Below are 13,134 nucleotides of genomic sequence, written 5' to 3' on the forward strand. Positions count from 1 at the left end.
TTGCAACTAATCCGTTCAATGTTAAAGTAATTAATACAATTAGGCTGGCTCTCACAACTAAAAAAATAGAATTTTAATTGTTTATATTTATTTTTTATTATTTACAAAATGATATTTTTGTTTTACAATTGACTTGTCAATTGTTGACTAGTCAATTGTAGAACAAAAAAAAGGAGGTATAGTTTGAACCTTAAAGAATTTAGTAGTCTTCTTTATCAGATAAAGATTGCGAACCAAGAAATGACATCCAAATTTGAGGAAGTAACTGGATTTAGTTTGACCAGGTATGAATTAATGATGCTTCTTAAAGAAACAGGAAAATGTTCGCAAAAGCAAATACAGCATAGGTTACATATTGATAGTGCTGCTGTTACGAGACATTTAAAAATTTTAGAAGAAAAAGAATATGTGATTCGAGAAAGAAATAAAGAAAATAATCGAGAAATTTTCGTAGAAATTACTGAAAAAGCAAAAATGGATCTTGAAAGCTGTGAGAAAGAACATGATAGACCACAAAATCCTTTATATCATCTACTTAGTTCTGTAGAAGAGAAACAATTACGACTATTGCTTAAAAAATTAATCAAAGAAGAGGTTTAAAAATGACAATAAATAATGATTTTTCAGATATCGCTTATAATAGAAAATCCATCAGATTGTACGATGAGAGTATCAAAATTTCTAACGAAGAAATGCTTGAAATGATCCAGAAATCAACTATAGCACCGTCGTCAGTAAATATGCAGCCTTGGCGTTTTGTAGTCGTCGAGAGTCCTGAAGAAAAACAAAAATTGAAACCATTAATTCGTTTCAATACAAGACAAAACGACACATCTTCAGCAATGATACTTATATTTGGAGATATGGAATGTTATGAGTATGGAGAAGTAATTTATAATCAGGCAGTAATTGAAGGTAAAATGTCTCCAAAAGTGAGAGATGAACAATTAGCTGCAATCATCCCTTATTACAAAAACTTCACTAGAGAAGAAATGAATGATGTCGTAAAAATTGATTCCAGTTTAGCTGCTATGCAATTTATGCTTGTTGCACGTGCTCATGGATATGATACGAACCCTATTGGTGGATTTGAAGCCGATAAATTAGCAGAAGCATTTGGATTAAAAAAAGACCGTTATGTACCGGTCATGATTCTATCCATTGGTAAAGCATTAGAAGAAGGATATAATTCTATTCGACTGGATGCAAAGGAATTCACTACTTTTAAATAAGAGAGGAAGCTGATCAAATGAAAGTTATTAATGCCTCATTTTTTATCAAAGGGAATCAACGCGAGAATTTTCTATCAGACACCAAAGAATTAATTTCAGAAACTAGAAAAGAAGAAGGTTGTTTAGCCTACAATCTTTACGAATCCCTAGAAGAAAGAAATACCTTCATTATGGTAGAAAATTGGAAAGATCAATTTGCAATTGATATCCATAATCAAAATCCTTTACTACAAAATTTTATTAGTAAAGTAGCTGATTACAGCATAAAAGCACCTGACTTAAAAATTTTCGAATTTGGAGGATAAGTGATGACTATATGGTCTATTATTTTAACGGTGATTGTTGCTATTGAGTTTTTTTATATCATGTATATTCAAACAATCATTACAATTTCTAGCAAGACAAGTCGTATATTCAACATTGATCAGAAAGAATTAAGTCAAAAGTCACTTAATGTGTTACTCAAAAACCAAGGAGTATATAATGGATTAATTGGGTTAGGATTGCTCTATGGTGTATTTTTATCACCAAATTCTCTTGAAGTCACAAGATTACTACTAGTTTACATTATAATTGTTGCTTTATATGGTAGTGTCACAAGTAGTAAAAAAATTATTTTTATACAGGGTGGTCCAGCTCTAGTAACCTTAATTTCAACACTCTTTTAATTTTTATAACTACGTCTCTACGAAGGAGCTAGTGTTAAAAAATAGTTGAATTTTCCAAATTATTAATACACAATAGACCGATATAAATCCTTAATATGCGCTAAAAACATTTAACTTGAATCCTTATTTCAAAGACAATAAAAAAAGAGGGTTAAATAAAAAACTGATCCCAGTGCTGTGCTGGTGTCAGTTTTTTTAGCTATCATTTCTCTCTTCAGTAAGTATAGTATTTAATCAAGATTTTAGATAGCTGTAAGAACTTAATAAAATAGACTATAATTTATTCATACACCATAACCCAATACTTTTCATTCGGATTACCTTCTTCGACAACTTTTTTCCAGCCATTATTTTCATAGAATTCCATAGCTTTTTTATTTTCAGATACACACTTCAACTCTATTGGTTTATTCATTTTGTTTATAGAGGCATTAATCAATTGGGTGCCAATACCTTTACCTGAAAAATCAGGATGAATAAATAAGTTATGTATAAAATTATCTGGTAAATGTAACGAAGCAAATCCAAGAATTTCAAAATTTTCTTCTGCTAAAATGATAAATTCTCCTACAGTGTGTTTATCAAAATCTTTTAAAGACATTTCCTCTGGATCTATCCAATAAAAGCTTTTACGTCGTGATTCTAAGTGTATACGTCTTAAAGCAGGGTAATCTAAGTCATTTGCTACTCTAATCTCCACATTTCACTCTCCTATTATTTTATAAAGATAATTTTCTATTCTCTGTCGTCTAGGGATTATGAAGACACATGAAATTGTATAAAATCATGTATCTAGAATACTATTAAATCAGGGTTATTTTTTTATGCAACCTTTCAATATATGATTTTGTTGTATACTAATCGAAATCATGTATCACTTTTGTAAGAAGAGAGGGATTTTAAATGAGTTACACCGTTTAACCAGTACGCACCCAACAAGAAATAAACAATTTTTTTGAGAGCATCACCATCAAAGGCAATCACTTAGAAGTGAATACCGTCTATCAAATGTTTCTGAAGGTCGCTAAGCTGTTAGGAAGAGACAATATCGGCACGCACACGCTGCGAAAGACGTTTGTTTACCACAATTATGAGAAAACCAAAGACGCAGCCAATCTATTGGAAATATTCGTTCACAGCAACGGAAAAATTACGAAACGCTACATTGGGATCAATGAAGATGAAATAAGTGAGACTTTGCTTAATTTTAGGTTAGATTTTTGAATTATTATAATAGTAAGCAACAAGCTTTCTATTTTCCAGCTATATTTTCTCTTGCCACATATAATCCATCATCTAGTTTGTAAAAAATTATAGATTCAGTTTCTTCTTTTGGTAGGTAAATCTCTGTATCTACGTCTAAAAAGTTAGATTCTAAGCTGTTTTTTGGATAACTGTATCGATTTACCTTTTTTTGAACAACATAGACTACGTCAGCGTTTACGGATTTTTTATATGGTTCATGTGTCAAAACATAGCTAATGCCTGACAAATTAACTAAAGTGGGGATTTTTTTCTGTTCCGATTTATTTACAAGAAAAACCACTAACAAAATTAAAATTATTATGAGTATAGATATTCTTTTCTTCATACAACAACCTCCCTCTATTTGTTTTAAATTTTAATATAATGATTAGTAACGCTACCAGTATATTTTGTATCGGTTCGTTGATAGATATTAGCTCCAATATAGTACTTTACTAACCACTTTATCTTATTTTTATTTCCCTAAATAGCTAGTTTAGTTGTTTTATTTTCATTTTTTGAATAAAAGGCTCCAGAGGCTCCTCCTTTTGCTATTCCTATAGATACAGCCCCTTAACCAAAGCTAATACTATATAGTTTCTGCGATATCTTCTGTATCTTTAACTTTATTACTTGAGTAAATAAAGAATATTGAACGCAATAAATAATAGCATCTTTTTCTTCATATAAATTACTTATACTCTATTATGTAAATATTAGACTTTTAATAAAATAATAATTTACATCCTCCTTAACTTGTTACCTTTACTATATTTAATTTTAATTAAAAAGTAACGAACGCATTGGTTTACATAGCAGCAACTATTAGGTGCTGCTATGTAAACCAATGCGTTTTTTTAGTTTTAATAGATAAAATAGATAATTAGATTATGAATTAGTCGATGAGTAGATCAGCTATGGCAGACATCATAATGAAAAAAATAAGTAAAAGAAACGGTTATCTATTTTTAGTCTTACTGTTTTTTGTGTACTAAAAATCTTAATAATTAACATAACTCTCATTTTAAGAAAACCACAAAATGCTATTTTGGAGTCAATGAAAATGAATACAGCGAAATGTTGTTAAATTTTTGATTATGTTTTTAGATTTTAATTCAATTTTTTATACTTTCTATCCACTCTAATTGAGATGTAAAATACTTTTATCAGTATAATTTCAGTATTATAAATACTTTTGATAGTGAAACTTCTAGAAATTCACTAAAGTAAATGAAAGGAGATTATATGAAATATGAAATTAGCAACTAGATTAAAACAAAGAAGAAACACTCTAAAAATGACACAAGAAGAAGTGGCAGAAAAAATACATGTGTCACGGCAAACTATTTCAAATTGGGAAAATGGCCGGAACTTACCTGATATCAATAGTCTTATTTTAATTAGTGAGATCTATGCTATTTCCTTAGATGAATTAATGAAAGGAGATCCTAAAATGGTTAAACAATTAGATAAAAAAATAAAAAAAGGCAAATTTTTTTATTTTTTAGTTGTCGTAATTGCAGTACTTATTTTATTGAATATTTTGCATTTAATCAGTGTTGGATAAATCACTGTGACTATATTATTTTTTGAATAATGACGGTCTTTACAATAGCTATCTTGCTAATTTTATGTAGAGTAACAGTTATAAAAAATAAGCTAAGCAACGTATGATTGTTGCTTAGCTTATTTTTTATATTTGAGTTGTCATACTATACTTAATATAAAAAAAATAACAAAATTATCTATCATTAAAGAAAGTAAATTTTTCACCATAAGATAAACATCTGAAAATCATTATATGATATGGAAAAGTTGTGAGAATACTTCGAGAAAAACGGTCTACCTTTTTTAGGGGAGCTATTGTATCATTCTATATTCGTTTCTGAAGGGATATAGGTACCTAGTCAAGGTATATTAAAAAAATTATAATCTAGTTTCCAAGAAGCCCAAAAAGGTCCTCACTCCTTTTCAAGCGGTTTTCCTACTTGTCTTTTTTTATATATCCAATGACTTATTTTAAATAAACCAATACCAATGATCGTTCCAATTGTATTAAAGATAACATCGTCTATATCTGAAACTCCTGTATAGAATATAAACTGCAGAGATTCTATTAAAACAGATACAGCTATTCCAATTAATAGAGATCTTAAAACAAAGTGGTTTCTTTTCATTAAATAAGCTGCTCCAAAACCCATTGGAATAAACCAAATAATATTCCCATATAAGTTATAGTAATAATCAAATAAAGTTGTTCCTTGAGTTAATTTAGCTGTTTCTACAAATGGGATCCAGTTGATTTCACTTAAAGGGCGCATCACTATGGATACATTATTAATTGAATTTTCTGCACGAAAGACCGTTAAATGAATCAAAAGAAGAATATAAAAAATAAATAGATTTAAAACAACTTCTCTTCGCCATTTTATTGGTTTTTTCTTCTTCTTTTTGAGACCCAGCACTATTCCTCTGCCAATAAGCCAAAAAATAAAATAAAACAAGGTCTGGTCGATGCTATAAAAGATTAATTCTACTAACGGAAAGTGATTGATTGATTCACCAAACTTCGATTCAATTAATTCAAAGAGGGGTTGCAAAAATACCATTAAAAAATCCTCCTCATTTATCCTTGCAAATTATTATACCGCATTCGCTTAAATTTATTTGTTTAAAAAGTCTAAATTTTACTTAATTTTTACTTTTCTTAATCTTTCCTTGGTATAATAGCTATTAGCATGATCAGCATAAGCAGTTATAAGTGAGTAAAATTGACTATACTGTAAATTAATTGTAAAATAATGAATGATGTACTAATATGGACTATTTTCATACAATTGGAAATTTAACTCATTAACTTAAACAAACTGTGGCCATTTATTAAGGAGGATTCAACAGTGACTAACATAAAAAAAATATTACACACGAGAATGGGGTTCTTTTCTCTCGCTGTTATCCTATTTTGGATCAAGACATATATAGGGTATCAATCAGAATTTTCTCTTGGCGTCGAAGGTATCATGCAGCAATTCATCTTATTGATCAATCCAATTGCTACAACAATCATTCTACTTTCTATCGCGCTATACTTTAAAAGTTCCAAAAAAGCCTATATTGCTTTAGTAGTTGTTTATGCTTTAATGTCAATTTTATTCTTTTCAAATATTCTCTATTATAGAGAATTTTCTGATTTTCTTTCTGTCAGCACGATTTTAGGCGCTGGTAATGTTGCTGGTGGATTGGGCGCAAGTACCTTTGCTTTATTGCACACGACAGATTTTCTTTATTTAATCGATATCATTTTATTAATTGCATTATTAGCCTCTAAGAAAGTGATGATCGATAATCGTCCATTCAAGAAACGGTACGCTTTTGCAGCTACGATTGTTGGATTTACACTTTTCGCTGCGAACTTAACGTTAGCAGAAAGTGATCGACCTCAACTGTTGGCTCGTACATTTGACCGTAACTACATTGTTAAATACCTTGGTTTGAATTTCTTTACAGCTTATGATGGCTATCAAACTGCGCAAGCAAATCAAGTAAAAGCAAATGCTGATGAATCTGATATTGAAGGTGTCATAAACTACATTGATGAACACTTTGCTGAAGCGAATCCTGAAATGTTTGGTATTGCTGAAGACCGTAATGTCATTTACTTGCATTTAGAAAGTTTCCAACAATTTTTAATTGACTACCAATTAGAAACTGAAACTGGCGAATCTCTTGAAGTTACACCATTTATCAACAGTATTTACCATGATAATGATACTCAAAGTTTCAGCAACTTCTTCCACCAAGTCGGACAAGGAAAAACTTCAGATTCAGAAATGCTGCTTGAAAATTCCCTATTTGGTTTATCCCAAGGTGGAGCCTTTACACAAGTTGGTGAAAGCAATACGTTCCAATCCGCTTCACAAATTTTAGGCTCTGAAAAGAATTATACAAGTGCTATGTTCCATGGTAATGTTGGATCTTTTTGGAATCGTGATAACACGTATAAATCAATGGGCATAGATTACTTCTTCGATGATGAGTACTACTCTTTCACTGAAGAAAATACATTGGAATATGGAATGAAAGATAAAATATTCTTTAAAGAATCTGTTCAATATTTAGAACAATTGCCTCAACCGTTTTATTCTAAATTTATTACAGTATCTAATCACTTCCCTTACCCATTAGATGAAGCAAATGTGGACTTCCCAGCTGCAACTACTGGTGATAGTACTATTGATAACTATTTTGTAACAGCTCATTATTTAGACCAAGCTATTGAAGAATTCTTTGCTTACCTGAAAGACGCTGGATTATATGATAATTCGATCATTGTTCTTTATGGTGACCATTATGGTATTTCTAATTCTAGAAATGAAACATTAGCTCCTTTATTAGATAAAGATCCTGAAACATGGTCAAGTTATGACAATGCAATGTTACAAAAAGTTCCTTATATGATTCATATTCCAGGAACAGGTAATGGAAAAATCAATACTCAATACGGTGGCCAAGTTGATAGCCTGCCTACTCTTCTCCACTTATTAGGTGTTGAAACAAAAGATAATATCTTACTTGGAACAGATTTATTCTCAGAAAACCATGATCAAACAGTAGCCTTCCGTGATGGAAACTTCGTCAGTCCTAAATATACCGTTGATGGTTCAAGTATCTATGATACCGAGACGGGTGAATTAATAGAAGATCCGGCTGAAGAAGTTCTTGCTGAAGTTGAACAGTTAAGAGAAGATGTCAGCACACAACTAAGTTTATCTGATAGTATTCTAACAAGTGATTTATTACGTTTCTATACTCCAGAAGGAATGATTACGACTGATCCGGCTGATTATGACTACCGTGATCAATTAGCTCGTATGAAAGCTATAAATGAAGGTTCAGGAACAGAAGCTACAAGTATATATAGTCAGAATGGTAACCAGTCTACTGTTGATCTATATAATACAAATGCACCAGAACTACTACAGGATTCTTCTGGTGTAGTTGATGAAACACAACCAGCTGAGACAGAGAATCCAGCAGAAACTGAATTAACTGAATAAAGAGTGACTAAAGAGCTGAGACAATTGTCTCAGCTCTTTTTATGTATCTAAGCTTTTAAATTATGATCGAAATAAATAAAGTATTGAACTAACATATCCTCTTACTAATTGCTTCACATTTTTTTCATATTTACTCGATACAATAAAGAAAATGAACCGTTGAGTTGAAGGGAGAGTTGACCTTGCCAATTGTTAAACGAGCTTATCGCCACTTGCAAAACCATCCTTACTTTTTGATTTCTATGCTTAGTTTCTATTTGCTCTATTTTATTCTTGTTTTTGCCGTTGTTTTGTTGATAAAGCAATTTTCTGACTCTTCCATTCAGTTAACGACCATTGTAAATTCTTTGCAATCCCAGCAACTATCATTAGACATCCAAACCTTTCAACTCTTAGAATCTATTACAAAAAACTATCTAGTAAAATACCAATCTATTTTTTTAGCTATCGCTAGCGTAGGTACAATCAGTCTCGTGTTGATTCAGCTGTTTGTGAGTAAGATCAGACATAAAGAATACAACACCTATCTTTTGATGGGAGAAAGAGTTTATAAACTGACCGCACAATTGATCATTGAACACCTGATTTTAATAAATAGTGTTGTGTTGTTTTTATTTGTACTTTACAGTTTCTTTGCTCCTCCGATAGTCCAACAAGCCTCACAATTTGAAGCAGAGACTCTACAAATGGAAGTAAAAGCCAATCCACCTGATAGTACTAGTCAAAAAGACTCTTCTTTATCAGAATCTAAAAATGAAAATTTCACGCGTTTTAATGTTAAACCTTTCTTAAAAGGTGATTCAATCAATAACAAATTTGGTGAAAATAACACGCTTCAAGCTGTATTTCTGGTAGTGTTTATCAACTTATATAGTTGTATGGTTATTGGTATACCTACCTATATTGTCTTATCCTTAACTAAAGGCAAACTCTCTTAATCTATTTCATAAGTAACCAAGGAGGATTTTAGATGTTTAATCAATCTGAAGTTGTTGGAAAAGATCTTTTTCTACTAAGCCCGAAAACCATTTATACGGTTTCAACTGAACAAATGAGTTTACCTTCTTTAATGAAACAAGTAAAAGCACAAACTGGAACTTTTCCTGGCCTAATAACTACTGATGATGTGTTTATTAACTATTTAACGGTTAAAGAAAACATGTTGGTTGCATTATCCTTAGCACCAAATCAGCCTAAGCGAACAACAGCTTTTCTTGTAAATGAACTGTTAGAAGAACTAAACATATCTGAATCTTTAGCTAAACAGTCCTTTACTGCATTGTCGATGAAACAATACATCCAACTTCAATTACAGATAGCACTTATGAGCCAAAAAAAAGTGATCGTCATAGACGATTGGTTGAAGCATGAAACTACATTCGATAGACAAGAATGGCTGCTCTTATTTCGCCATTTTGCAAGAACAACAGAGTGCTCTTTTATTTTTGCTACTTCTGATGAAAAAATTTTAAGCTTAGGAAAACCACTAAAAATAACTACAGCAGCAGTTTAACTAAAATAAGACGGAAGTGAAGCCGCGTGGCTCACTTCCGACTTATTTTATTCTAGTGGAAAAACTAAGGTAAAGGTTGTTCCTTCTCCGGCAATACTTTCTACTGAAACTCTTGCACCATGTAAATTAACGAGTTGTTGGACAATAGCTAACCCTAGTCCAGACTCACCATATTTTGTATTTTTTCTAGAGATATCAGCTTTATAGTAACGTTCCCATATATTTTCAACTTCTTCAGCCGTCATTCCTATACCAGAATCAGCGATTTTTATAATACTTTCATTATTTTCGCCAAATTCCCCTGTAACCTTGATTTTTCCGTTCTCTGTAAATTGAATAGCATTTTGAACAATATTGACAACAATCTGAGAAAAACGATCATAATCGGCAAACAAAGTCAGATCTTTTGGACAATTTAAGAGCAATTCATTACCAGAAGCTTCTGCTTTCCCTTTTAATTGTTCAATAATCATTTCTAATGCATCAAAAGCATTAAATGTTTGTTTTTGTAAGTTAATTTGATTGGAACGAATTTTTTCGTAATCTAAATTTTCATTCACTAAACGAATCAACCGACGTGTTTCATTTTGCATCAATTGAACACTGCGTTGCTTTTGATTTTCTGGAATCATATCATGCTCGATTCCTTCTAGCAGTCCATTAATCGTTGTTAAAGGTGTGCGCATTTCATGAGCAGCATCCGCCATAAATTGTCTTCGCCGATTTTCTAGACGCTCGATTTCTTCTTGAGAACTTTTTAAAGAATCGACCATAGTGTTGAAATCAGCTGCTAAATCATCAAATTCATCCATTTCTTTATTTTCAAGGTGAACATTAAAATCACCTTTTGCTATTTTATGTGTTGCACTCCGAATACGGTTGATACGGTTTACTTGAAACTTAGCAAAGAAATAACTTGCCACTGTAGCGCCTAGAACAGAAAAAATAAACGCACTAAACAGGTTATTTCGAATATCTTTTAGATTAGCTTCAATTGTGCTAATAGGTGCGCTTACAGCTATAAATCCATAAAAATCACCTGTACTTTGGGTAAAAAAAGGCTGATAAACAATAGCCGTGTTGATTTGATTACCAAAGAAGTCTGTATTTCTTTGCGTTAATGTAATAGGTTCGCCATTTTTCAATTTTTCTAGGTCACTATCTGAAATACCACTTATATAATTTTGAGTTGTACTAGGATAAGTCATCGTATCCGTATGATCAAATACAAAAATCGATACACCTTGATTTTTTAAAATAACTTGTCCATTTTCTATTTTATCCGTTTGTAGGTCCTCATCTATTAAAGCTTCAGCATAACCGAATAATTGTTTTTCCGTACTGCGATAAGCAGTACTTCGAGCAAATTGCAAAAATGAAAACCCAAGTATGATCAAAACTGTCATCACTACTGCAAAAAAAGCTAACATCTGTTGATAAAAATAATTTATTCTCATGAGGTAACTCCAGAATCATCGTATTTATACCCTACTCCCCAAACAGTTTGAATGATTTGTGGACCTGTTTTATCGATTTTTTGACGCAATTTTTTTATATGAGCATCTACTGTTCGCTCATCACCAAAATATTCATAATCCCATACAATAGTCAAAAGTTGTTCTCTTGAAAAGACTTGTCTAGGACTCTTAGCCATCGTGTATAACAACTCAAATTCCTTAGGTGTTAAATTTTCAATTGGTTTGTCATATAGAATAGCTTCACGTGTTCTCTTATCCATTTTAAGGTACTTGGTTTCAACTTCATAAGCTTTAACGTCTACTTTATCGGATTCATCATGCAACAAGTCTGCGCGACGATATAAAGCTTTTATGCGTGCAATCAGTGTTAATGGACTAAAAGGCTTTGTTACATAATCATCGGCTCCAATTTCGAGACCGATCACTTGGTCGCTTTCAGAGTCTTTGGCCGTCAACATGATAATCGGAATCATTTTAGAAACTTTGCGCATTTCACGACAAATCTGCATGCCATCCATGCTTGGTAAATTCAAGTCAAGCGTAATCAAGTCCCAGCTTTGAGGATCCTTTAAAAAAGTATCTAATCCTTCTTTACCGTCTTGGATAAAAGTTGCTTTCCATTCTTCTTTCATGAAAAACATTTCCATCATTTCGCATACGGATTGATTGTCTTCAATCATTAATATATTCATGAAATGCCTTCTTTCTTTTTAAAATTCCTCTCTTTTATTATACCCTTTTTCCCCTTGCAACTAAAGCAACTTACAAAATCATCTTTGATTCTTCATCTTTTATTCAAAAAGAACAATACTTATTTTAAACTAGAAGTTTAGATAAAAAAATAGAATCAAGGCAACTGCCGCGATTCTATTCACTCTTAATTTAAAATAGTTAATTCAACTTCTTGAATACCCCATGCAAATGATTGATCCATGCTTTCCATGTGCAAGTCAATTCGGTTTCCAATAATGGCACTTCCAGTATCTCCAGCAATCGCTTCTCCATAACCTTCTACATAAACTTTAGACCCTAAAGGGATCACATTAGGATCAACAGCAATGACTTGAGAATTTTCTCTTAGATCTATTCCTGTAGCTGTAATATTCGTTAATGAAGGTTGGTTTCGGCTATATGCTGTAGCTACTACTGTTATTGTTTCTTCACCATTACTGGTGTTAAGGGCTGACCCTTCTATGTTCTCTTCAGTAGCTGGTGATTCCGGAAGTATGATTTCTTCTTTTACTTGTTCTTCACTTTCCCATACAACTTTTTGCGGATCAATTGTTTCAGGATCTAAATCAGTTTCTATATTAATTTCATCACCAATCTGTAAATGAGTTTCTTCAGATAAAGATTCATTCCATCCTACCAATTCTTCCACTTTTACTTCAAAAGCAGTTGCGATGTTCTCAAGTGTATCACCAGATTTTATGGTGTAATGAACAGTATCGATTACGTCGTGACTTTCTGTCCTCTCTTCTAAACTAATGGGCTTTACCATCTTTTCTTCAAATGGTAGAGTCGTTGCTAAAGTTTCTACAACTGTTTGACTGTCACTCCTGTCAGCAATTAACTCATCTGTTCCATTTTGCATCTGAACGTTGGTTGCTTTTTTAGTTCCATTTATTAAATCTATTCCATTAGATGTGTTGGATGTCACTTCATTTTGAGCAGCTAACGCACTAGTAATATGTGTCGTTCCCACTGCCAATCCAAATAAGGCAATAATTATTACAACTGTTTTCTTCATTAGATAATTTCCTCCTAATTCAATACGGATGTTATCGTATCACGTACGAAATAGAGGCAGGTTACTTGAGAATTAAACAACTGTAACACACCATTTTTTAATATCGTTTCCATTGATAAAAAAGTAATTGTTCTGAATATTCAACTAACTTATTTATACAGAATTCTTCTCATAATCTTTCAACTTATTAG

14 protein-coding genes and 1 pseudogene are annotated in these 13,134 nt (G+C 31.8%); 9 read left to right on the plus strand and 6 right to left on the minus strand.

The features are described from left to right. Positions 1 to 183: 183 nt before the first annotated feature. The 4 genes from BR65_RS05335 to BR65_RS05350 are packed head-to-tail and all read left to right on the plus strand — an operon-like array spanning position 184 to position 1,900. Positions 184 to 600: a MarR family winged helix-turn-helix transcriptional regulator gene (locus tag BR65_RS05335; RefSeq protein WP_034537159.1), complete on the plus strand. Its 417-nt coding sequence runs from the start codon at positions 184 to 186 to the stop codon at positions 598 to 600. Positions 601 to 602: 2 nt separating this feature from the next. Further along, positions 603 to 1,232, plus strand: a complete 630-nt coding sequence (locus BR65_RS05340; RefSeq protein ID WP_034537160.1) for a nitroreductase family protein — start codon at positions 603 to 605, stop codon at positions 1,230 to 1,232. Between the two features lie 17 nt (positions 1,233 to 1,249). Continuing rightward, complete coding sequence (locus tag BR65_RS05345) at positions 1,250 to 1,537, plus strand: putative quinol monooxygenase (protein WP_034537162.1); 288 nt, start codon at positions 1,250 to 1,252, stop codon at positions 1,535 to 1,537. A 3-nt stretch (positions 1,538 to 1,540) separates the two neighbouring features. Next, on the plus strand, positions 1,541 to 1,900 hold the full coding sequence (locus tag BR65_RS05350; RefSeq protein WP_034537165.1) for a DUF1304 domain-containing protein: 360 nt from the start codon (positions 1,541 to 1,543) through the stop codon (positions 1,898 to 1,900). A gap of 280 nt (positions 1,901 to 2,180) precedes the next feature. Here the strand turns inward: BR65_RS05350 and BR65_RS05355 are convergent, their stop codons facing one another. After that, entirely contained in the window at positions 2,181 to 2,600 is a 420-nt protein-coding gene (locus tag BR65_RS05355; protein ID WP_034537167.1) for a GNAT family N-acetyltransferase, read from the minus strand. Positions 2,601 to 2,872: 272 nt separating this feature from the next. Between BR65_RS05355 and BR65_RS13625 the strand changes: the two are divergent. Then, a pseudogene (locus BR65_RS13625) lies at positions 2,873 to 3,124 on the plus strand (tyrosine-type recombinase/integrase); the annotation flags it as partial. A 28-nt stretch (positions 3,125 to 3,152) separates the two neighbouring features. Here BR65_RS13625 and BR65_RS05360 read toward each other — a convergent pair. Further along, on the minus strand, positions 3,153 to 3,491 hold the full coding sequence (locus BR65_RS05360; protein ID WP_034537169.1) for a hypothetical protein: 339 nt from the start codon (positions 3,489 to 3,491) through the stop codon (positions 3,153 to 3,155). A 906-nt stretch (positions 3,492 to 4,397) separates the two neighbouring features. On the opposite strand from BR65_RS05360, the gene BR65_RS05365 reads away from it, so the two are divergent. Further along, positions 4,398 to 4,712, plus strand: coding sequence for a helix-turn-helix domain-containing protein (locus BR65_RS05365; protein ID WP_023178598.1), 315 nt, complete (start codon positions 4,398 to 4,400; stop codon positions 4,710 to 4,712). A gap of 394 nt (positions 4,713 to 5,106) precedes the next feature. Here BR65_RS05365 and BR65_RS05370 read toward each other — a convergent pair whose 3' ends face one another. Continuing rightward, complete coding sequence (locus tag BR65_RS05370) at positions 5,107 to 5,754, minus strand: VanZ family protein (RefSeq protein ID WP_034537171.1); 648 nt, start codon at positions 5,752 to 5,754, stop codon at positions 5,107 to 5,109. A 321-nt stretch (positions 5,755 to 6,075) separates the two neighbouring features. On the opposite strand from BR65_RS05370, the gene BR65_RS05375 reads away from it, so the two are divergent. The 3 genes from BR65_RS05375 (at position 6,076) to BR65_RS05385 (ending at position 9,715) form a co-directional block, all read left to right on the plus strand. Next, on the plus strand, positions 6,076 to 8,202 hold the full coding sequence (locus tag BR65_RS05375) for an LTA synthase family protein (protein ID WP_051932831.1): 2,127 nt from the start codon (positions 6,076 to 6,078) through the stop codon (positions 8,200 to 8,202). Positions 8,203 to 8,384: 182 nt separating this feature from the next. Beyond that, positions 8,385 to 9,140, plus strand: a complete 756-nt coding sequence (locus BR65_RS05380) for a hypothetical protein (protein WP_034537174.1) — start codon at positions 8,385 to 8,387, stop codon at positions 9,138 to 9,140. A 32-nt stretch (positions 9,141 to 9,172) separates the two neighbouring features. Continuing rightward, entirely contained in the window at positions 9,173 to 9,715 is a 543-nt protein-coding gene (locus BR65_RS05385; protein ID WP_034537176.1) for a hypothetical protein, read from the plus strand. A gap of 47 nt (positions 9,716 to 9,762) precedes the next feature. On the opposite strand, the gene BR65_RS05390 is transcribed toward BR65_RS05385, so the two are convergent. From BR65_RS05390 to BR65_RS05400, 3 genes are all read right to left on the minus strand, one after another. Then, positions 9,763 to 11,172, minus strand: a complete 1,410-nt coding sequence (locus BR65_RS05390; protein WP_023178606.1) for a sensor histidine kinase — start codon at positions 11,170 to 11,172, stop codon at positions 9,763 to 9,765. Then, positions 11,169 to 11,885 (minus strand): response regulator transcription factor, encoded by a 717-nt coding sequence (locus BR65_RS05395; protein WP_023178608.1) that lies wholly within the window; start codon positions 11,883 to 11,885, stop codon positions 11,169 to 11,171. The genes BR65_RS05390 and BR65_RS05395 overlap by 4 nt, the downstream gene beginning before the upstream one ends. A gap of 185 nt (positions 11,886 to 12,070) precedes the next feature. Beyond that, on the minus strand, positions 12,071 to 12,943 hold the full coding sequence (locus tag BR65_RS05400) for a 3D domain-containing protein (RefSeq protein WP_034537178.1): 873 nt from the start codon (positions 12,941 to 12,943) through the stop codon (positions 12,071 to 12,073). Positions 12,944 to 13,134 lie beyond the last annotated feature (191 nt).

Origin of the sequence: Carnobacterium inhibens subsp. inhibens DSM 13024 (genome assembly GCF_000746825.1) — a bacterium.
In the GTDB taxonomy this organism is placed as follows: Bacteria; Bacillota; Bacilli; order Lactobacillales; family Carnobacteriaceae; genus Carnobacterium_B; species Carnobacterium_B inhibens.